Here is a 22,212-nt window from a genome sequence, read left to right as displayed (position 1 = left end):
TTCCCTTTCATTTATTATCAAACTTTCCTATTTTACCAGAGAAATCCATATTTACATCTCAAATGGAATTGCTATATCCAGTGCAAGGAAATAATCTCGACCTAAACAAATGCAAAGTTGTTGATATGGCTTGGCGTTGAGGATATTTTTGAGTTTAGCAATCACCTCTGGTTGCAGTTGGCGCGATCGAGCTCTTGTCATTTTTTCGTCATAATCTGGAATCGGATAGTCACTGGGTATCAGTCCAAACTTCGCTGACAAAATATAAATATCCAAGGAAGCTGACGGTCGATCTCGCAGAAAACGCCGTAACAGACGAAATGTGGGGCCGTCGTATCTTTCTATGGCAGGCAACAAGTTTGTGTCAAATAGTTTGCGCCGAGAACAGGCAATAATTATCAAATATGGAGATTCTGAATTCACTATTTTATCTTTATGGGCGATCGCGCCTGTCCTAAAAACAATTGTAGAGAAGCGATCGCCACTAATTCTCACTTCCTGTCTCACCTGCTGCGGGAGTGTCGTTGCTGCACTGTGGCTGTATCTGCCCTATACGTGGGTTCTGGATGTTCCCCCAAATCTTCAAAGTCCTTGATAGCAAGGATTTTCGGTAATGTTTAGCAGCAGGCAGGGCAACGCAGTCACGTTTCCTGCTTGGCACTACAGTTAGTATGCCAACCATTAGTAACACTATCACTGATTAGCCTCATGATAATTACATATTCATTGGTACTCTTTACATAAGAGATACCAATGGTTAGACTACTGTGAGTAAGCTAAAGTATTTAATTGAGCAGTTATTAATTAATGGTTGTGAAAATCAGGCTTAAAGATGTCAGGACATCAAGATCGATCTCTCAAAACGAGTTAGCTAGAATACTGGAGATGTCGCTGGCTAACATTCAAAAAATCGAGAGAAACAAGGCAAAATCTATTCCCCTGGACACTTTAGATCGGCTGTGTGAGGTTCTAAATTGCGAAGTCGGTGATTTGCTAGTTCGGGTTAGCGATCGAGATTTAGAAGCATTGTGAGTGAAAACCAACAGCCAGAACAAGTCACCTCTAACCATTCCGTTACCGATCGCTGGCGATGTACAGCAATGGAAAAAAAATATGGTTGGAAGTTGTTACGGATTGAGCGCAACCAAAACAATCCCATTCTCAAGTGGGATTGCGTTTTCAATGGCAAAACCGAATTCCCCGATTACCTGGAAGAAACCGAGGAGGATTGACCAATGGGTAGAAAATACATGATTTTTCGTGCTGAATGGACTGAAGAAGAGGGGGCAGATAATAGGTTGTTAGCCCACACAGGGGCATACACTGATATCCTTGCAGAGTATTTTGACTCATCCAACGCACCTATCCCCGCACCGGGGTACAGATTGCTGGAGTTTCACAGCGCTGACGGTTCCGGTTCTACCACCCATTACCGCACTGGAGACTGGGAAGTGGTGAGGGTGGAGGAGTACCCGACAGCAATACCGAATAACGAGTTTGAGGCGGTTGTAGTTGGATACTGCAAATATGTCCCCGTCGAAACTCCGCTGATACCCATGCCAAAATCTCAGGTTTCGATCGACTCTTTTGGAGATGAATCGGCTTATCAAGAATTCCTTCAGAGCGAGGCAGTTAAAGATTACACATTAGTGTAACTTAAATAGATGAAAAAAGGGGCAACTCGCGTCGCCCCCGATCTATTTAACCAACTGGAAAATTAAACTTCCACAGCAATCTTTTGTTCCGAAGCCTCCGGCGAATTCGCTTCACTCGGCGGCACAATTTGCCAGAACTTAGGCAAATATTCCGACCAATTTGCTAAAATCTTTTCAGCTTTCTTGCTGCCGGTTCGATCGCGCTGAGCCTCAATCAACTCCTTCAACTGCGCCTCCCCAGCCGCCGTACAAACGCGCTGCACCTTCACAATCTCCCCGTTGACGTGAGCCGGGAAACTGCCATCTTCATCGAGGAAATAAGCCAAGCCGCCAGTCATTCCAGCGCCGACGTTGCGGCCGACTTTTCCCAACACCACGATCGCGCCGCCAGTCATGTACTCGCAGCAGTGATCGCCCGCACCCTCGATCACAGCTTTCGCCATCGAGTTGCGGACCGCAAACCGTTCGCCAGCTTTACCCGCAGCCAACAGAGTTCCCCCCGTCGCGCCGTACAAACAAGTGTTACCGACGATCGCATTTTCGGAAGCATCATAAGTCGCACCAGCCGGCGGTGCGATCGCGATTTCGCCGCCGTGCATTCCTTTACCAACGTAGTCATTGGCTTGGCCTGACAGTACCAGCGTCATCCCCGGCAAATTGAACGCGCCGAAGCTTTGGCCCGCGCTACCAGTGCAATTGAGGGTGATTTGACCGCTAAAGCCCGTGTTGCCGTGTTGCTGTGCGATCGCACCTGCCAAACGCGCTCCCACAGTGCGATCGGTATTCACCAATTTTACATTCTTGCTAACAGTGCCGTGATTGGCGATCGCACTTTGAATCTCAGCATCCGCCAGCAAATCGTCATCCAAAACCGCGCCGTTGCTGTGGACGGGTTCGTGCACCAAGAAAGATCGATCGTTCTTAGTATCCGGTAACTTAATCAAACAATCCAAATTAATCGCTTGGGTTTTAGTTAGTGTCACCCCATCGCGCATTTTCAGCAAATCCGCGCGGCCGATGATATCTGCGATCGACTTATAACCCAATTTCGCCAGCAAACTCCGCACTTCTTGTGCTACGAAATAGAAGAAATTAACAACGTGTTCCGGCGTTCCGGGGAACCGTTTCCGCAAGTGTTCTTGTTGAGTTGTCACCCCCACCGGACAAGTATTCATGTGGCAAACGCGAGCCATAATACAGCCTTCTGCAATCATTGCCACCGTGCCGAAACCGTACTCTTCGCCGCCCATCAAAGCGCCTACAATCACGTCCCAGCCGCTTTTAAAGCCACCGTCAACGCGCAGCAAAACTCGATCGCGCAATTTATTTTCCATCAGCACCCGGTGAACTTCTGTCAATCCGAGTTCCCACGGAGAACCTGCGTGCTTAATCGAACTCAGTGGCGAAGCACCGGTGCCGCCATCGTGGCCGGAAATTTGAATCACATCAGCATTTGCCTTGGCGACACCCGCCGCTACAGTCCCGATGCCGACTTCCGACACCAACTTCACCGAAACTCCTGCTTGCGGATTGATTTGGTGCAAGTCAAAAATCAACTGCGCCAAATCCTCGATCGAATAAATATCGTGGTGAGGAGGAGGCGAAATCAGCGTCACACCCGGTTTCGACCGGCGCAAATAAGCAATGTACTCGCTCACTTTCGCCCCTGGCAATTGACCGCCTTCACCTGGTTTCGCACCTTGTGCGATTTTAATTTCGATTTGTTGGGCGTTCATCAGGTACTCGGGAGTCACCCCGAAGCGTCCCGAAGCTACTTGTTTGATGGATGAAGAAGCTGTATCGCCGTTCTGCAAACCTTTTAAGTGAGGTAGCGTTTGTGAGAGACCGGCCGCGCTCACATCGTTTAGCACTTTGTAGCGCACCGGGTCTTCGCCGCCTTCGCCGGAGTTGGATTTGCCGCCGATGCGGTTCATCGCAATCGCGAGAGTTTCGTGGGCTTCCGGGGACAAAGCGCCGAGGGACATACCGCCGGTGGCGAACCGCTTGACAATATCTGCTACAGATTCTACTTCTTCGATCGCAATAGAAGGGCGATCGCTCACAAAATCCAGCAAATCCCGCAAAGCCGTTACCGGGCGGTTTTCGAGCAGTTGCTTGTAAACCTCGTAGTGATCGTAAGCCGTTTCAGAATTTTTGGAACCAATTGGTTCCATTTTTGGTTCTGCCCCATTGCCGTTACCGTTAGTGTGAGCCTTAAAAGTAGTCACAGCCTTGTGCAAAGCCTTCGCCATTTCCGGGCTGTTCATGTGATATTCACCGCCCCGGCGGTACTGCACGAAGCCGAAATTTTCCAGCTTTTTCAGAACCAATTCTGGGAAAGCCTGACTGTGGAAAGACATTACCTCATTAGCCAGTTCCGCCACACTCAAACCGCCGATGCGGGAAACAGTGCCTTTGAAACCCAAATCGAGCAGATCGCCGCCAATGCCGATCGCCTCAAAGATTTGCGCCCCCTGATAGCTAGACAGCAGCGAAATCCCCATTTTCGACATAATCTTCAGCAAGCCGTTTTCCACCGCTGTGCGGTATCTAGCTTGAGCCTGCGTCACGGTAATATTGGGAACTTTGCCGTGCTGCATCAAGTTTTGAGTCTTGGGGTCAGACCACCAGGCGCGCACGCTTTCCAATGCCAAATAAGGGCAAACAGCCACCGCCCCGTAACCCAGCAAACAAGCGAAGTGGTGAGTGCTCCAACATTGGGCGGTATCCACAACCAGCGAAGTTTGCATCCGCAGGCCCACGCTAATTAAGTGGTGGTGAACCGCACCAACTGCCAGGAAGGGCGGAATATAAGTGCATTCTGCACTCAATCCCACAGCCGATAAATCTCCCTCTTCCTTCTCCCCTCTTCCTTCTTCCTTCTTCCTTCTTCCTTCTTCCTTCGATGCTCGATCGCTCAAAACCAGAATCCTTGAACCCTCGCGCACCGCTTGAGCCGCGTTTTGACAAAGTTGCTCGACTGCGGTTTTCAAACCTCCAGGCCCGGCCGCAATTTTGTAAAGCGTTGACAATTCGGTAGCTAGGAAAGACTTTTGGTCTTTCAAGACAGACAGTTCAGCGTCGTTGAGTACGGGGGAATCAATTTTCAGCCGCTTGGCATTTTCTGGTATTGCTTGCAGTAAATTGCCCCGCAGGCCCACATTCATCGTCAGCGACATCACCATCCCCTCGCGCAGGGGGTCGATCGGCGGATTTGTCACTTGAGCGAACCGCTGTTTGAAATAGTTGTACAGCAACTGAGGCTTTTCTGACAACACAGCCAAGGGAACGTCATCGCCCATGCAGAAAGTCGGTTCTTTTCCAGAACTCGCCATCTCGACGATCACCATGTCCAAATCTTCGGCTGTATAACCGAAAGCAGTTTGGGTTGCTAACAGCGTTTGCGAGTCGAGGGTTGCTGTTTCTGCAAAAGGCTGCGGTTCCAAGGTTTCGCGGTTTTGTTGCAGCCATTCGCCGTAGGGATGCCGCTTAGCAATTCGCTGTTTGAGTTGCCAATTTTTGAGAATTTCTTGAGTTTGCAGGTCAACTGCAATCATTTGTCCTGGCCCCAAACGGCCTTTTTCGACAATATCTGCTTCGGGAATATCGATAACTCCTGCTTCGGAAGCCACAATTACCAAACCATCTTTAGTAATGCAGTAGCGGGCCGGCCGCAAACCGTTGCGATCGAGCGTAGCACCTACTTGTTTCCCGTCGCTGAATACCAGCAGTGCGGGGCCGTCCCAAGGTTCTTGAATGCCGCTGTAATATTCGTAAAAATCGACAATTTCTGGATAGTCAGCCAAATCCGGCTGATTTTTGTAAGCTTCGGGCACCAGAATTGTCAGGGATTCCAGGGGGGTGCGGCCGGAGTGTACCAACAACTCCATCACGTTGTCCAAGTTTGCCGAATCGCTGCTTTCAGGATTGACAATTGGGTTAAACGTGTCGATATCAGCTTGACTCCAATTCGGGTGAGCTAAATTCGCTTGCCGCGCCTTCATCCAGGTAATATTGCCCAACAGCGTGTTAATTTCTCCGTTGTGTCCCAGCAAGCGCATGGGCTGGGCTAAGCGCCAGCGGGGCAGGGTGTTGGTGCTGAAGCGCCGGTGATAGACGGCAAAAGAGCTTTTATAAGCGGGATTTTTCAGGTCTGGGTAAAATTCTGCCAGTACGGCCGATCGCACCATGCCTTTATAGACGATCGTGCGGCAGGAGAAAGAGCAAGTATAAAAGTCTTCGCGGGTGAAGTTGGGGCGATTTGACAGCGCGTGTCCGATCGTGCGGCGCGCCAGAAATAGATGTCTGTCGAGTTCGTCTCCGGCTAAGTGCGGTGAACTGACAATTACTTGTTCGATTTGAGGTTGATTTTCTAGCGCTTGCTCGCCCAAAATCGACGGTACAATGGGAACTTTGCGCCATCCCACAAGTGTCAGCCCGCGATCGGTCAGAACTTGCTCAACCACCTGCCGCGCTATAGTCGCTTGAAATTTATCTTGAGACAGAAACAGCATTCCCACGCCGCAATTTTCCCGCGCGGGAGGCACAATTCCCTGTTCGGCAAACCAAGTATCCAGCAATTCCCAAGGAATCGCGGTCATCAAACCCGCACCGTCGCCGGAATCTTGGTCGGCGCTGCAACCGCCGCGATGTTCCAGACAAGTTAAAGCTGGCAGCGCTTTCTCAATAATCGAGTGGGTGGCTTCACCGCTTTGGTTGGCAATAAACCCCACACCGCAGGCATCTCTTTCTTCCACCAACCAGCTTTGGCCGGCATAGGGAGTTCCTCGCTCAGTCTGATGCACGTTTCTGTTTCTGTTTGGATCGATCGTGTTACCCATGTTGATTGAATGTTATTTCCGTGATTGTGTGGTGGATGCGTTTTTAGAGCTCGGAGAGAGAAGGCTGCCGAGCGGTGGGAGCCTAGTAAACTTTAAAACAGCATATTGGAAGCTGATTGATAAAAATTTACCTCGCTACTGCCTCTACTTAGCACTGAAACCCTGTTTGCAGATTTTAAATTATCTCGCTCGCATCGTCTCGGAGATGTCTCCTAGAATACCCTGCTGTTAAAAGGCAGTGATTCTTTGGGAAATTGCCGCCCTGCAACTAGATACATTGCAGGCGATTCTCTACGGGATAGCTGCGCTTCACGAGTTTTTTGGGTGTTTTTTTCCTGAGTCCGCAAGGGTAGCCTTGCAGCGGACTCGGGTAGATAGTAACTTTAGCGTTATTTTGCTTACTGCGCTGTTGAGTTGCTTTCGTCAGCGCCCGCAGACACAAAAGCCACCTGCCCGCTCAGTCGGTAGGTGCAATGTAGCAGCGCGGTTCACAACTGGTGAAACCTGTCTTATTGTGAAGTCAACCCTCGGGCCGCGAACATCAATTGTATCAAGAAATTGATAAAATTTCACCGATTACAGTCAGAGTTTGCGCGCAAGTCTGGTCAGCGATCGTCCAGAACTCACGCTAAGATGCCTGGCCGAAAAATGTTGGCAGTTGTGCATAACCCTAATTTGTATTTTTTTAGCCACAAACGTTTGTAACTCATCAACGAAGCCTATTTCAAGGATTTATGACACCTTGGGAGCATCTGGTAGAGCCAGCGCAGCCTTTTTTACCGCGCCCAAAAACAGATACTTACTTGCTGACACGAGTGGTGGAGAGGCAAAAGTTTTAGACTCTTGTTGAATCTCCCAGATTCATTTGTGCAGTAAATCTCAAATCTCAAATCGACTGACGCCCACAAACTTGGCAGCAGTAATTTTGTTTAGCTCAACGGTGGCAGTTCTTACGGATTTGAGTGGATTGGCATTTGGGACATTTCCTTTCTATCCATAATGATGCCACCCCTATTAATGAGCTTCTTAAGTTCCTCTTCAATGAACTGCTGTCGTTCCATCAGCGATCGCGGAGTCATTTTCTACTAAGTCTCAACTCCCGTCTCAACATCTCTTACATAAAAGATTAAGTCTTGCTCTTAACATCGCTCTTTCATAATTGGTTGTTCAAAATATATTAAGAAAAATGTAATTAATGAATAGCACCGCAGATAGAGCGAAAATAGTAGATATGAACTCTAAGAATCTTCATGCTTGAAAGAAGCAGTAGGAATACGTAGATATGGCTAGCATAACAAATCTTTTTCTAGGATATCACATTAACGAGCAAATATACGTAGGTAATCGCACTCTAGTTTATCGCGGTCTTCGCACTTCAAATGGGGAGCCCGTCGTGATCAAACTGCTGCGGAATGACTTTCCCCGCTTCAACGAGCTAGTTCACTTCCGCAACCAGTACGTCATTGCTAAAAACTTAGAGATCCCCGGCAGTGTCAAGGCATACAGCCTGGAAAACTACCATAACCACTATGCTCTGGTAATGGAAGACTTTGGCGGAATCTCCTTGAGTAGCTACCTCGCTCGTCTAGCAGTCGAGAGCAAGGAGCCCCTAGAAGGCTTGCCCATTAACGAGTTTCTTCCCATTGCAATTCAAATTGCCAACGCCCTTGACGGACTTTATCGCCACCACGTCATCCATAAAGACCTCAAACCGGCCAACATTTTAATTAACCCCACCAGCAAAGAAGTGAAGCTGATTGACTTCAGCATCGCTTCCCTGCTGCCTCGCGAAACCCAAGAAATTCAAAATCCCAACGTCCTTGAAGGCACCTTACCTTACATATCTCCCGAACAAACTGGGCGAATGAACCGAGGCATTGATTACCGTACAGATTTCTACTCGCTAGGAGTAACATTCTACGAATTACTAACAGGAAAGTTACCCTTCCAAACGGATGACCCCATAGATTTGGTACACTGCCACCTCGCCAAACAGCCACTCCCAGCCTCAAGTGTCAACAAAAGCGTTCCATTGGTGCTGTCTGAGATGGTAAGCAAACTGATGGCGAAGAATGCTGAAGCTCGCTATCAAAGCGCCCTAGGACTCAAGTACGACTTAGAAACTTGCTTATCCCAGTGGCAAGAGACAGGGAAGCTCGCTAACTTTGATTTAGGGCAGCGAGATTTGTGCGATCGCTTCATCATCCCCGAAAAATTATACGGTAGAGAAAGCGAAGTATTCTCCCTGCTAGCGGCGTTTGAGCGCGTGAGTGCCGGCAGCGCCGAAATGATGCTCGTTGCCGGTTTCTCCGGCATTGGCAAAACCGCTGTTGTCAACGAAGTTCACAAACCAATTGTGAGACAGCGCGGATACTTTATTAAAGGCAAATTCGACCAATTCCAACGTAACCTTCCCTTTTCAGCATTTGTCCAAGCTTTTCGCGACTTTATGAGACAATTGCTATCGGAAACAGATGCTAAAGTTGAACAATGCAAGTTGGAAATTTTGGCAGCTTTGGGCGATAGCGCTGGGGCGATAATTGAAGTCATTCCCGAACTAGAACGTATTATCGGACAGCAACCGCCAGTCCCAGAACTTTCTGGCAGTGCCGCTCAAAATCGATTCAATTTATTGTTTGAGAAATTTATTCAAATTTTCGCAAGAAAAGAACATCCTTTAGTGATTTTTTTAGACGATTTGCAATGGGCAGACTCAGCATCGTTAAAATTAATTCAACTGCTGATAAGTGCTACTGATAACGCCTATCTATTATTAATAGGAGCTTATCGGGATAACGAAGTTTTTCCAGCACATCCATTCATGCTAACGTTAGCAGAGATTCAAAAAACTCAAGCAAAGGTGAACACTATTACCTTAGCGCCGCTCGATCGAGCGGGCGTAAATTGTTTAGTTGCCGACACTCTAGCTTGTTCTAAACCGTTAGCGGAACCCTTGACCGAATTGGTTTATCAAAAAACTCAAGGTAATCCATTTTTTGTAACTCAATTCCTCAAGTCTTTACACGAAGATGGATCGATCACTTTTAACTTAGATACCCGCTATTGGCAGTGCGATATTGCACGAGTGCGATCGCTAGCCCTCACCGATGATGTGGTTAAATTTGTGGCGATTCAGTTGCAAAAGTTGCCAACTCAAACGCAAGAAGTTTTGAAGCTGGCAGCCTGTATTGGCAATCAGTTCGATTTGGCGACCCTGGCAATTATTAATGAAAAAGTTGCCGTAGAAACCGCATCCGCTTTATGGAAGGCACTACAAGAAGGGCTAATTTTACCCATAAGCGAAGTTTATAAGTTTTATCAAGCAGAGGGGAATAGCAAGTCGGTAATCGGTAATGGGAAGGTATCTGACCAATTACCAATTACCCATGACCAATTACCCAAATATAAGTTTTTACACGATCGGGTTCAACAAGCAGCCTATTCCCTGATTCCCGAAGAGCAAAAGCGATCGACTCACTTAAAAATCGGTCAACTGCTGTTAGAGAATACGCCAGAAGCAGATCGAGAAGAAAGAATTTTTGATATTGTAAACCACTTAAATGTGGGAGTAGGGCTAATTACCCAGGAAGTAGAACGGGAACAATTAGCACGATTGAATCTATTTGCTGGAAAGAAAGCCAAAGCTGCTACTGCCTATTCTGCTGCGGTTGAATATTTCAATATGGGCCGGGAATTACTGGCAGTAAATAGTTGGCTCCATCAATACGAATTAACATTAGCGCTGCATACCGAAGCAGCAGAGGCGGCATATCTAAGCGGTGACTTTGACCTGATGGAAAAATTAGCATCTGTCGTGGAAAACTGCGCCAAAACGCTACTGGACAAAGTGAAGGTATATGAAGTACAGATGCAAGCTTATATGGCGCAAAATAATCTACAGGAAGCACTGAATACGGGACTACAATTTTTAAAGCAGTTGGGGGTAGAGTTTCCCTCGGAGCCAAACTCGTCAGATATCGGGCAGGCACTAGGGGAAACTTCGGTAATTTTGAATGGCTTGCGAATTGAAGATTTAGTTGACCTGCCTCAAATGAGCGATTCCTATAAACTAGCAGCTATGAGACTTTTATCAAGTATCTTTGCTCCTGCATACATTGCTGCTCCTGCACTGTTGCCTTTGACGGTGTGCAAACAAGTACAATTATCCGTCCAATATGGGAATGCTTCTGTTTCTCCCTTTGCTTACGCCAATTATGGTTTTCTTCTTTGTGGAGTTGTGGGAGATATTGAGTCAGGTTATCAGTTCGGTCAATTGGCTTTAAGTCTAGTGTCAAAGTTAAATTCTCAAGAAATCAAAGCCAAGACAGCCTTCATAGTAAATTTATTTATCCGACATTGCAAAGAGCATCTCAGAGAAACCTTAGAGCCTTTGGTGTCAGCTTACTCTAGCGGAATGGAGGCAGGAGATTTAGAATATGCAGGCTATAATTTATTACAGTCCTCCTGTTCAGCTTACTATAGTGGCAAAGAACTGACTGTCCTGGAAAGAGAGATAGCAAGAAACAGAGATGCTCTTCATAAAATTAAGCAAGAAACAGCGCTTAATTATATAGAAATCTATTGGCAGGCTATCTTGAATTTGCTGGGAAAAAGTGAGAATTACTGCCTTCTAAAGGGTGAAGCCTGCGATGAGCAGATGAAGTTGCCATTTTACCAGCAAGCGAACGATAAAGTGGGGGTTGCATACATATATTTAAACAAACTTTTACTTTGTTATTGGTTTGAAAATTACTCAGAAGCGATTGAGAATATCGCTATAGCACAGAAGTATTTAGATGCAGTGGTAGGAATGCCCGTTGTTGCTATCTTCTATTTCTACGATTCTTTGGTGTGGTTGGCGGTGTATTCTGACACTCCACAGTCAGAGCAACAGGGGATTCTTGACAGAGTACAAGCTAATCAAGAAAAAATGCAGAAATGGGCGCATCATGCCCCCATGAATCATCTGCATAAATTCTATCTAGTGGAGGCTGAACGGCATCGGGTTTTAGACCAAAAAATAGAAGCGATCGAGATGTACGACAAAGCGATCAATATTGCTAAAGAAAACGAGTACATCAACGAAGAAGCTCTTGCTCACGAACTCGCCGCCAAATTCTATTTGGAATGGGGCAAAGAAAAAATTGCCAAACCCTATTTAATTGATGCTTACTATGCTTACGCTCGTTGGGGAGCAAAAGCAAAGATTGATTATCTAGAACAGCGTTATCCCCAATTGCTTGCTGTGATCCTGCAACAGGAGCGAACTCGCCAGAATCCGAGCGAAACAATTCACACATCCACCCATAGTGAATCATCCCTATCTAACACGACTAGAACAATTATCGGTAGCACCACCAGTTGGGGGTTAGTAGATTTGCCGACAGTTATCAAAGCTTCTCAAACTCTATCTAGCGAAATTAAACTCGATCAATTGCTCACTACCCTCATGCAAGTGGCGGTGAAGAATGCCGGAGCACAAACCGGAGCATTAATTTTGAATGAAGAGGGAAACTGGAGGATAAACGTTCACTGCACAAACCGTCAAGACTGCCTTCTGCAATCAATTCCGGTTGAGGAGAGCGATGTAGTTCCTCTAACCATAATCAACTACGTCAAACGTACAAAAGAAACCCTGATTTTTGATGATGCTAGCAATCAACCAAGATTTGCATCTGACCCCTACATTATCCAACAGCAACCTCAGAGCCTGCTTTGCACTCCGATCAGCGAGCGAGGGAAAATGCTCGGGATTTTGTATTTGGAAAATAATTTAGCAACAGGGGTATTCACGAGCGATCGCGTCGCCATCCTCAACATTCTGTGCTCCCAAGCTGCAATTTCCTTACAGAACGCGCGACTGTATCAGCAATCCCAGGATTATGCCCAAAAACTAGAGTTTTATCTCAAGGATCTCAAACAGATGCAACTGCAACTGGTACAGAATGAGAAGATGTCTGCTCTCGGAAATTTAGTCGCAGGAGTAGCCCACGAAATTAACAATCCCGTAGGCTTTATTGCCGGCAACTTGCAACCGGCTCAAGAATACCTACAAGATTTGTTCGAGCTAATCGATGTATATCAAGATAGTTTTCCCCAGCCAGGAGCTAAAGTTGAAGAAAAAATCGAGGCCATAGACTTGGAGTATTTGCGAGAAGATTTGCCCAAATTGATTGGCTCGATGCAGGAGGGAGTCGAGCGCATTCGCAATATCAGTACAAGTTTGAGAACGTTTTCGAGGGCAGATAGCGATCGACCAGTTGCTTTCAATATTCATGACGGACTCGAAAGCACTCTCCTGATTCTCAAGCACCGTTTAAAAGCGAGCGAGTTTCGCCCTGCCATTGAAGTTGTGAAAGAGTATGGTAACTTGCCCCTCGTGAAATGCTTTCCCGGACAGTTAAACCAGGTATTTATGAACGTACTGGCCAATGCCATTGACGCTCTGGAGGAGTCAAATAAGGGACTCCGTTTTAGTGAAATTAAAGCCCTAGCTAATCAAATAACGGTTCAAACTGTTCTGAGCGAAGACCAAAATCAGGTTTTGATTCGCATTAAGGATAATGGAGTGGGGATGTCGAACGAAGTCAAGGAAAACATCTTTAACCACTTATTCACAACCAAGTCTGTCGGTCAAGGAACCGGATTAGGATTGTCGATCGCCCACCAGATTGTTGTGGAAAAACATGGAGGTACGTTAACAGTGAATTCCTCCCTAGGGCAGGGTTCGGAGTTTGTTATTTGTATTCCGGGGTGAGCAGTTCGCAGTAGGTCTTTAGCGCAATTAGCGCCATCGGCTAACCTAGACTCGATCGACAGCTTCATGCCGATCGTAGTCACCGTCAAAAATATTGGGTTTAGTAGGAAGAAACATACGGATATTCCGGGTTTCTAGACACCCATGCGTTTAGAAGTGAAATTGTGAGTTGTAAGCTGTGAAACGTAATTTGTCCTCTTGGCGTCCAATATTGTCAGTTTCGATTTTACCCGTACTGGCGATCGCCCCGTCTTTGCTCTGGAATCAACCCGGAAGATCGCAACAGGGGGAGAGGGCTGGGCTGATTCATGCTTCGATCTCCCGCCAGGGAATGAATTCCCTGGCTGATAGCGAAAGTCGGTTAAAACAGAGATGTTGCACGATTGTCAATTACTTGTTTAGGAACAGGCAAGATGCCTGTTCCACAAGAGATGAATTTTATTGTGGAACAGGCATCTTGCCTGTTCTTGAGAATGGTGCAACATCTCAGTTAAAACCGACTGAAATATTGACCTATAGTCCTCTTGAGAGGACTTCCGCTATGAGACAGGGGTTTCAACCTCTGTCGGACTCTAGGCTTTTGACTCAATCCCTACCGCCAGCTTCCACAATCAAACAAGGCCGCCAAGTGTCTCTAAACGGCCGTATTCTGCCGCTAGCTTGGACTCAGCAGCCGGCAAACAGCACTTCTGCGAATTTCCGAACTTGGATTGCTGACGTTGGATTGATGCAAAGTGCGGGAGTGGATTTGCTCAGCAGCGCCGACAGTGCCAAACAACCGGTGCAGTGGTTTTCGGTATCTTTAACCGCCGATCAAAGCTTAGCAGCGCGGGCAACAGGCCCGTATCGTTACTTAGATGTTACAGATTTTGCTAGACTTGCGGGCTGGGAGATATCTGCCGATGGGAATATTCTAAAAATTACTTCTCAAACTGCAAGTGTTACGGGAATTCGGCAAGCAGAAATAGAATCGGGCGATCGCATTGTTGTAGATCTCGATCGGCCCGCCCCTTGGCAAGTTAACTTTGTCAATACGCCGATCCCGTCGCCGACACCCACACCCAACCCCCCGGACGACCCCACAAAGCCCGCTATCCCACTGCAAAACCTCCGCGCAGCGCCAAACCTCGAAACACCAGACGACCCGACTAAACCCGCCCTCCCGCTGCAAATAACGCCCGCAGCGCCGATCGCCGGTCAAGAATGGTCGATCGCGATCGATGCCAAAGTCGCTCCCGCCTTACTTCAGGACACTTTTCAAACCAGCCAACAATTGCTATCACTAAAAGTCGAACCTGACGGCGCTCAAACTAAAGTCAAGGTGAAGATTCCTTTAGGTTGGCGGCCGCAAGTTTTCAGCCTGGGAAATCCCAATCGATTAGTTATCGACATTCGGCCAGATTCGTTAGTAGAAAAAAATATTGTTTGGGCGCCCGGTGTGCAGTGGCGGCAGCAGTATCAAAATTTAGGAACTGCTCGTTTTCCTGTAGTTTGGTTAGAAGTTAATCCGCGTCAACCCGGTGTAAAAATTCGACCAATTCTTAGCAATCCCCCTGCCGATCAAGGAACTGCACCTTTATTGCAAACAGCAGAAGTGTCGGGTGCGGCTGCGGCGATTAATGCAGGTTTTTTCAATCGAATTAATCGCTTAGCTTTAGGGGCAATTCGGCGCGACAATAAATGGCTTTCCGGGCCGATTTTGAACCGGGGGGCGATCGGCTGGAACGATCGGGGAGAATTTGCGATCGATCGTTTAACTTTGCAAGAAACTGTGATCACTCCGGCAAATCAACCTTTGCCCGTTTCTCATCTCAATAGTGCCTATGTACAACCGGGAATCGGTCGCTACAATTCTGAGTGGGGAACAACTTATACTCCGTTGTCTGGCAATGAAATAGTTGTCACAGTTGCGGGCGAGCGAGTTGTCAGCCACTCGCCCGGAGGTGCGGCGGGAACAACAACTTTTCCCATTCCAGCTAACGGTTATATTTTGGCTTTGCGTTCGGATTTATTCCCTGCATCTGAACTCTCCATCGGCACTTTATTGCGTTTAGAAACTAACACTTTTCCTGCGGATTTTAACCGTTTTCCTTACATTCTCGGCGGCGGGCCGGTGTTGGTACAAAACAGTCAAGTTGTGCTGGATGCTAAGGCGGAAGGGTTTAGCGATGCGTATGTTCGACAGACAGCAATTAGAAGTGCGATCGGGCGAAATGCTGCGGGGAATTTGCTGATTGTAGCGGTGCACAATCGCGCGGGCGGGGCGGGGCCCAATTTCGCAGAACTGGCGCAGATATTGCAGCAAATGGGTGCTGTGGAGGCTTTAAATCTGGATGGGGGAAGTTCGACGAGTTTGTATTTGGGAGGTAGTTTGCTCGATCGACCTCCGTCAACTGCTGCGAGAGTTCATAATGCGATCGGTATTTTCATTCAACCATAAACCGTCACCTTAAATTGTAGGGTGAGTCAGTGTGCGTTATCTTCTCAACAATCTAGAATCTCCGCACTGACGCACCTTACAAACTCTTGTCCCCCCCCTTGCTAAGGGGGGGAGTAGAAGTTTTTATAATCCAAAATCGCAAATCGAGCGGCTTGTTTGTATGTGATGATAACGGGATATTCCCCGCGAAATTTGCAGGGTCAAGACCCGTTTTTGGCGGTTTTACAAAATGATGCGGTTCCTGTGCGCGATCGCACTTCTGCAATTCCTCAAGCGCTAGCCACCGTTATCGATCGCGCTTTAATTGACAATCCTGATATTTATTATCTGGAGTTTAGACTAAACAATGGCCGCAGCTAAAAGTAGCTGCCTTTTACTAGAAGGCAAGCTGTTACTCAACAACTCAAGAGGTAGAAGATTAAACAGCTAATTTTGAAGATTTTTTGCGTCGAGAAACCCGTTTTTTAACAGTGGGATAGTACGGTGCTTTAGTACGTGCCTTTCCTTTTTCCCAACCAGGGGATTTTCCCCTATGTTTAGGCAGTTGAGCCGGAGTACCAATGTCAACTAAAATCGACAACATTGATTGGGCAACACGTCCAGGAGTTAAATTGATACTAGCAGATTGCCAAGGCAGTCGATTCTCGACCACTAAGTCCTTAGCCAGCCAGAGTTGCCAACTCATCAACGGGATTAAATCGCTCCACCGCTCTGATTGTTCGGGAGTTCTTAAGTTAGGTAATGTCCAATGTAATCGTTGCTTAGCAAATCTATACCAATGATCCACTCCAAAACGTCGTAAATACTTAAACCAAACAGTTTCTAAGGGTAGAGTGCGCTCTCCGACCCAAGCCAACCACAAGGGTGGAAACGGCTGACCGCTTGACATGAGATTCATTCTTTCCCCAAGGATTAAATTGACTCTCTGTCCTGCAGCACGATAAAAATGTAAGTCAAGCCATTGCCTAACTCGGACTTGTCCCAACTGTGGATGTTCGTCAATTTCAATCACAGTATCCGCTTCGAGCCATGTGGTTGGGTCGTTGAGCTTGATTTTGGACCCGTGTTTCCGTGGTCTGCCGCGACCACTATAGGCTGGTGGTGCTGACCACAAGCAGGCATTGCTTCGGACTCTCATTAAACAATCAGCTTCAATATCTGCTATCGCTAGTACCCAACTTGCATTGCCATATTCTCTGTCTAAAACTGCTAATACTGGATTGACGCTCTGTTGGCAGACCAGCTTCAGTTGTGTTGCCGCTTTTTGTATTGGGGATTGTGCACTGCTAATCCGTTCGTGCAGCAACGGTAGTGCCCAACTTCCTTCTGCTTCGGGTATCCACGCAATTGTGCTGTATCCTTGTCCAATAATTACGCCCCCCTGATATTCATGGGTTCTGTCTTTTAATGTTTTAGCATCTGGTCTCCCCCATGCGGTATGGTCGATTGCTACTAACATATGTTCCATTGCAGGTGCTTCCTGCTCTAATTGCTTAATATACAACTCCATTAGTTTTCTCCGGTCTGGCCTACTGTCTTGTAAGGCTTCGTATATGCTTCAGGGTAAACGCATCTAATTTCTAAATTCCCATATATAGCGTTTGAGTAGAGACAAAAGCGCTACAGGTGGAAAAACTGTTCTCAATAAACAACAATAAAGCCGAGTTATTGCTCTAAAACCCCTCGTTATTGACAAGATGCGTTTACCCTGGTATATGCTTGACCATTGACGACTGAATAACGGACTGAGCGAAAATTCCGCTAAACATGACGCATTCCTGGTGGTCATCACTGCATCTATCAGCTCGAATGTTGCATCCTTCGCTCGCACCAATAATTCGTATGCTGCTTGACGAAAGTCCTTTAATCGTTCACTGTTCATTTAGGGAGTGGATGGGTTTTATTTTTCACCCTCATTCTCTCCTTAACGGTGGCTCAAGTTTTTCTTTTGCCACCGTTCTCTCTTTTTTAGTCTAAACTCCAGTTATTATAAAAGTGCAGCGGAATTTAAACAAGCCCTATTCAATAGTATATCGTAATTTATGGTTCGACTACCCATAGGTTTTCAGAAACCCGGTTTATTGAAGAAACCGGGTTTCTTGGTATTCTCAATCTGCCATCACAGACAACACATACTCTCCTTGATTTACTGACTGATTTGTCGAAACATCAAAAATGAAAACATCCGACTCAGCACCAACATCAACCAAACTCGGAAATTCCCCATTCTTATTAAAGCTGAGAATTTGATAAAGCCGATCGCCCTTTTTGACATAACTCCCCAACTCCACTCGATTTTGAATCATCCCGCCAGCCGGCGCGTAGTATTTGATCGCTGAATTCTTGGGAGTGAAAATAACTTGATGCGCCGCTGTTTCCGGCAGGGGAAATCCATCTATTTTCAATAAACCTTTACTTGCTAAGTAATTTTTGATGCCCCGCAAGCCATTCGCCACCGACTCGGGATGAATTTCCATCCCCGAACCTAATTCTAAAGTCCAAGCTTCCACGTCAAATTCGATCGCACTTCCCAACTCTGCCAAAATCTTCTCCAAAGCCAGCCAAGGCTTGAGAAATGCCTCGTCAAAAGCATCGCCGTCGTACTCGTTCATCAAGATTGCGCGATCGAGCAAAAAAGCTTTCGCACTCTCCTCGCGGGAATTAAAACAGTAAAGGTAATCTAAACTTTGATTCGTAGAACTGTGCAAGTCCAGCACATAGTCAGCATCCAAACACAAAGATTGTAGCTGATATCGGTAAAGTTCGCTGTAGGGGCGGCAACTAGGAGCGTTAATTTTTTCCAACTCTTTGGCAAAACTCAAAGCAATCGCTTTTCTGTAATTAACTTTGACAGTATCCGCATCGAGATGGATGTGAGACTTAGCAAAACCCAGAATATCTTCCCCTTGTTTTTCAAAATCCCAGAAAATTCGGTTCCAATTTACCCCATCATAAAGATTGTAGCGACCAGGAGAAAAATGGTGCGATCGCTGGCTGACACCGACAGGATTGCAAACAGGAACTAGCCAAATTTCCCCGCTTAACTGGCTGCTGTCCAAAGACATTAAAAACTCAATTAATTGGTAAATCACAGCATTACCGCTAATCTCAGCGCCGTGGAGGTTAGATTGGAGATAAGCTTTTTTGCCGGGAATCGCACCTTGGAACTGATAGACTTGCAGTGAAAGCCGATCGCCCGAAGCAAGCTGCACCACAGGAATAGTCGAAATAACAGGAATCATAGAGAAGGAAGAGGGAAGAGGGAAGAAGGAAGAAGGAAGAGAGAAGAGGGAAGAGGGAAGAGGGAAGAAGGCAAAAATTTTTTTCTTTATTGTGCCAACTGCCAACTGCCAACTGCCAACTGACTTATTCCTTAATAGCCGATTTGCTGACGAAGGTCTAAAATCAATACAGTCCTCTGCTGACTTGCTTTCAGCAAGATTTAAGCATACTTATCCTGCAACCTTATAATAATCCTTGTGTCAGACACTGCCCAGAACCGCCCAGAGCTGGATCTGAAGACCATATTTCCCTTCGAGCTAGATAACTTTCAGAGAGAGGCGATCGCCGCCCTCGATGCAGGTAAATCGGTTGTCGTGTGTGCTCCCACAGGCTCTGGGAAAACGTTAATCGGGGAATACGCCATCCATCAAGCACTCTCCAGGGGGCGGCGCGTCTTCTATACCACTCCCCTCAAAGCACTCTCTAACCAAAAGCTGCGCGACTTCCGCAGTCAATTTGGAGACGACAACGTAGGTTTGCTGACGGGCGACATCTCCGTCAATCGAGATGCGCCGATTTTGGTGATGACTACCGAAATATTTCGGAATATGCTCTACGGTACGCCGATCGGAGCAGTCGGTACTTCCCTCACCGGAGTCGAAACCGTGGTGCTCGACGAGTGTCACTACATGAACGATCGCCAGCGCGGTACCGTCTGGGAAGAATCCATCATCTACTGTTCGAGCGAAATTCAACTTCTCGCCCTCTCAGCAACCGTTGCCAATAGCGAGCAACTCACAGACTGGATTAACAAAGTCCACGGGCCCACAGAGCTCGTCTACTCAGACTTTCGGCCAGTGCCGCTGCAATTTCACTTCGCCAACCAAAAAGGGATATTTCCCCTGCTAGACGAGACCGGCAAAAGAGTTAATGGCCGGTTAGTCCCCAAAAAGAAGGGGCAAAAAGTAGAAAGAGGCAGCATTCCCACTCCGAGTTTGACCGATGTTTTGGCGCGGTTGGACGATCGAGATATGCTACCAGCAATTTACTTCATCTTCAGCCGTCGCGGGTGCGACCAAGCAGTCGCAGAAGTCGGCAATTTCTCCCTGGTTAACGAAGCCGAAACAGCCGAACTCAAACGCATCATTGACGATTTTTTACAGCGAAACCCAGAAGCAGAACGCTTCGGTCAAAAAGAAGCACTTTTAAAAGGCATCGCCGCCCACCACGCAGGCATTTTGCCCGCTTGGAAAGGTTTAGTAGAAGAACTCTTTGGCAGAGGTTTGATTAAAGTCGTATTTGCCACCGAAACCCTAGCAGCCGGGATTAATATGCCCGCCCGCACCACAGTCATTTCCACCCTGTCCAAGCGCACCGACAAGGGACACCGACTGCTAAACGCTTCAGAATTCCTGCAAATGGCCGGTCGGGCGGGCCGGCGGGGCATGGACAAGCTGGGGCACGTCGTCGCAGTTCAGACGCGCTTTGAAGGCGCAAAAGAAGCCTCATATTTGGCAACAGCCAAAGCCGACCCCCTCGCCAGTCAGTTTACGCCCAGCTACGGCATGGTGCTGAATTTGCTGCAAACACACACTCTCGACGAAGCTCAAGAGTTGGTAGAGCGGAGTTTTGGTCAATACCTGTCTACCTTGTACTTGCAGCCGCAGCAAGAAGAATTAGACCGATTGCAAACAGAATTGGCGGTGCTTGAACAGTCCCTGGCGGCCGGAGGAAATGTCTCCACCCTGGAAAAAAACCTCGCCCATTACGAAAAATTGCAGGCAAGACTCAAAGAAGACAAACGTTTGCTCAAAATTCTATTGCAGCAAGCTGAAGAAGCCAGATTTAAGGAGATGTCCGTAGCTGTCGCTTTTGCAGTGCTCGGCACGGTTCTGAGTCTCAAAGGCAAGCACGTTCCGACAGCCAAACGATCGCACACAAATCCTGTACCCGCCGTATTGGTTGCCAAAATCGCAGGTTCCGGCCAAGCACCAAATTTGGTGTGCTTGGGCAAAGATAACCGCTGGTATGTCGTCGCCATTAGCGATGTCGCTACCCTGCACGCCGAATTACCTCGCTTGAGTGTTGCAGATACCTTGAACCCGCCGCCGGAAATGCCCCTGAGACTGGGCCAGTGCCGCTTGGGAAATGAAGAAACTGCTTCAATTGCTGCATCGATCCCACAATTGCCGACACCGGAACCGAGCCCAGAGGCGATCGAGCAACAGCAGAAAATCGCAGCCCTAGAAGCTCAGCTAGAAATTCACCCGGTTCTAGAATGGGGAAATCCCGGTACTTTGCTCAAACGCCAGCGCCGCCGGGAAGAATTGAAAAAAGAAATCCGCAAAAGCGAACAAGAATTAGAAAAGCAGCGAGCTCGCTACTGGGAGCAATTTCTCAACTTAATCGACATCTTGCTTAATTTCGGCTGCTTGGAAAGAGTAGTTTCGGCAACGGGAAACCGAGATGACTCCTCCGACAGGTTGGTGCCCACAGTCTTGGGTCAAGCTTGCGCCGCCATTCGCGGCGATAACGAACTGTGGCTGGGTTTGTCCCTGATGTCTGCCGAGTTTGACGAACTCGACCCCCACCACCTCGCTGCTGCTTGTGCGGCCTTAGTTACAGAAGTTTCTCGGCCCGACAGTTGGACTCACTACTCGCTGTCGCCAGAAGTTTTGGCACCTTTGGACAATCTGCAAAAAGGCTTGCGCCGCCGGTTGTTTCAAGTGCAGTACCGTCATGAAGCTGCAATCCCGATTTGGCTGGAACGGGATTTAGTGACTTTGGTCGAACAGTGGGCTCTGGGCGTTGAATGGCTGGAACTGATTAGCCATACGAGTTTGGATGAAGGGGATGTGGTGCGGATTTTGCGCCGCACTTTGGATTTCTTGTCTCAAATTCCTCATGTTCCTCATGTTTCAGATTCTTTGCGGAGGAATGCTTGTCGGGCGATGCAGTTAATCGATCGATTCCCCGTGAATGAAGCTGCAAGTTAGAAAATTGTTGAGTGTTGAGTGTTGAGTGTTGGCTGTTGACTGTTGACTGTTGAGTGTTGACTGTCCGGCATCTAAATTGTATTTTTGGTTTTTCAACCCAAATGCCCGCAGATTTTAATCTAAAATCGTTTCCGGTTGCATCGGTATAGTTCAAATGTCCAAACAGTCAACACTCAACAGTCAACAGTCAACTGTCATGAGGAATAGACCCAGATTTAAATCTAAAATCCAAAATCTAAAATCCAAAATCTAAAATCGATCGATCGCACATTTTCCTGATTCAGGTTGCAGAACAGGATAG

Annotated in this window: 11 protein-coding genes; 7 read left to right on the top strand and 4 right to left on the bottom strand. The window is 47.3% G+C overall.

Going from position 1 to position 22,212, the window contains the following annotated elements:
- Positions 1 to 51: 51 nt before the first annotated feature.
- A complete protein-coding gene (locus tag QUA62_RS22880) occupies positions 52 to 507 on the bottom strand; it encodes a DUF6884 domain-containing protein (RefSeq protein WP_333406985.1) in 456 nt (151 codons plus the stop codon).
- A gap of 300 nt (positions 508 to 807) precedes the next feature.
- Between QUA62_RS22880 and QUA62_RS29485 the strand changes: the two genes are divergently transcribed.
- The 3 genes from QUA62_RS29485 to QUA62_RS22870 are packed head-to-tail and all read left to right on the top strand — an operon-like array spanning position 808 to position 1,655.
- A complete protein-coding gene (locus QUA62_RS29485) occupies positions 808 to 1,032 on the top strand; it encodes a helix-turn-helix domain-containing protein (protein ID WP_445301700.1) in 225 nt (74 codons plus the stop codon).
- Positions 1,029 to 1,232, top strand: a complete 204-nt coding sequence (locus QUA62_RS22875; protein WP_333406983.1) for a hypothetical protein — start codon at positions 1,029 to 1,031, stop codon at positions 1,230 to 1,232. The genes QUA62_RS29485 and QUA62_RS22875 overlap by 4 nt, the downstream gene beginning before the upstream one ends.
- A gap of 3 nt (positions 1,233 to 1,235) precedes the next feature.
- Positions 1,236 to 1,655 carry a hypothetical protein gene (locus QUA62_RS22870; protein WP_333406981.1) on the top strand — a complete coding sequence of 140 codons (420 nt, stop codon included), beginning with the start codon at positions 1,236 to 1,238 and terminating at the stop codon, positions 1,653 to 1,655.
- Positions 1,656 to 1,717: 62 nt separating this feature from the next.
- Here QUA62_RS22870 and QUA62_RS22865 read toward each other — a convergent pair whose 3' ends face one another.
- Positions 1,718 to 6,496, bottom strand: coding sequence for a glutamate synthase-related protein (locus QUA62_RS22865; protein WP_333406979.1), 4,779 nt, complete (start codon positions 6,494 to 6,496; stop codon positions 1,718 to 1,720).
- Positions 6,497 to 7,778: 1,282 nt separating this feature from the next.
- Between QUA62_RS22865 and QUA62_RS22860 the strand changes: the two genes are divergently transcribed.
- The 3 genes from QUA62_RS22860 (at position 7,779) to QUA62_RS22850 (ending at position 16,053) form a co-directional block, all read left to right on the top strand.
- A complete protein-coding gene (locus tag QUA62_RS22860) occupies positions 7,779 to 13,253 on the top strand; it encodes an AAA family ATPase (protein ID WP_333406977.1) in 5,475 nt (1,824 codons plus the stop codon).
- A 178-nt stretch (positions 13,254 to 13,431) separates the two neighbouring features.
- Positions 13,432 to 15,693, top strand: a complete 2,262-nt coding sequence (locus QUA62_RS22855; RefSeq protein WP_333406975.1) for a phosphodiester glycosidase family protein — start codon at positions 13,432 to 13,434, stop codon at positions 15,691 to 15,693.
- A gap of 165 nt (positions 15,694 to 15,858) precedes the next feature.
- The gene (locus QUA62_RS22850; protein WP_333406989.1) at positions 15,859 to 16,053 is read left to right on the top strand and encodes a hypothetical protein; all 195 of its coding nucleotides are present in this window, start codon (positions 15,859 to 15,861) and stop codon (positions 16,051 to 16,053) included.
- A 58-nt stretch (positions 16,054 to 16,111) separates the two neighbouring features.
- Here QUA62_RS22850 and QUA62_RS22845 read toward each other — a convergent pair whose 3' ends face one another.
- Both QUA62_RS22845 and QUA62_RS22840 read right to left on the bottom strand, forming a co-directional pair.
- Positions 16,112 to 17,248, bottom strand: coding sequence for an NF041680 family putative transposase (locus QUA62_RS22845; RefSeq protein ID WP_333406988.1), 1,137 nt, complete (start codon positions 17,246 to 17,248; stop codon positions 16,112 to 16,114).
- Positions 17,249 to 17,801: 553 nt separating this feature from the next.
- Positions 17,802 to 18,935, bottom strand: a complete 1,134-nt coding sequence (locus QUA62_RS22840; RefSeq protein ID WP_333406973.1) for a succinylglutamate desuccinylase/aspartoacylase family protein — start codon at positions 18,933 to 18,935, stop codon at positions 17,802 to 17,804.
- Positions 18,936 to 19,172: 237 nt separating this feature from the next.
- Here QUA62_RS22840 and QUA62_RS22835 point away from each other — a divergent pair, with 237 nt between their 5' ends.
- A complete protein-coding gene (locus tag QUA62_RS22835; protein WP_333406971.1) occupies positions 19,173 to 21,911 on the top strand; it encodes an RNA helicase in 2,739 nt (912 codons plus the stop codon).
- Positions 21,912 to 22,212: the final 301 nt, after the last annotated feature.

Origin of the sequence: Microcoleus sp. MON1_C1 (assembly GCF_036701945.1) — a bacterium.
Lineage (GTDB): Bacteria > Cyanobacteriota > Cyanobacteriia > Cyanobacteriales > Microcoleaceae > Microcoleus.
This window is presented reverse-complemented; position numbering and strand designations above follow the sequence as displayed.

What these genes read in the sequence shown, in the direction of transcription:
- QUA62_RS22865 (WP_333406979.1), bottom strand. Translation starts at nt 6,496, where the DNA reads ATGGGTAACACGATCGATCCAAACAGAAACAGAAACGTGCATCAGACT.
- QUA62_RS22870 (WP_333406981.1), top strand. Translation starts at nt 1,236, where the DNA reads ATGGGTAGAAAATACATGATTTTTCGTGCTGAATGGACTGAAGAAGAG.
- QUA62_RS29485 (WP_445301700.1), top strand. Translation starts at nt 808, where the DNA reads ATGGTTGTGAAAATCAGGCTTAAAGATGTCAGGACATCAAGATCGATC.
- QUA62_RS22840 (WP_333406973.1), bottom strand. Translation starts at nt 18,935, where the DNA reads ATGATTCCTGTTATTTCGACTATTCCTGTGGTGCAGCTTGCTTCGGGC.
- QUA62_RS22850 (WP_333406989.1), top strand. Translation starts at nt 15,859, where the DNA reads ATGATAACGGGATATTCCCCGCGAAATTTGCAGGGTCAAGACCCGTTT.
- QUA62_RS22860 (WP_333406977.1), top strand. Translation starts at nt 7,779, where the DNA reads ATGGCTAGCATAACAAATCTTTTTCTAGGATATCACATTAACGAGCAA.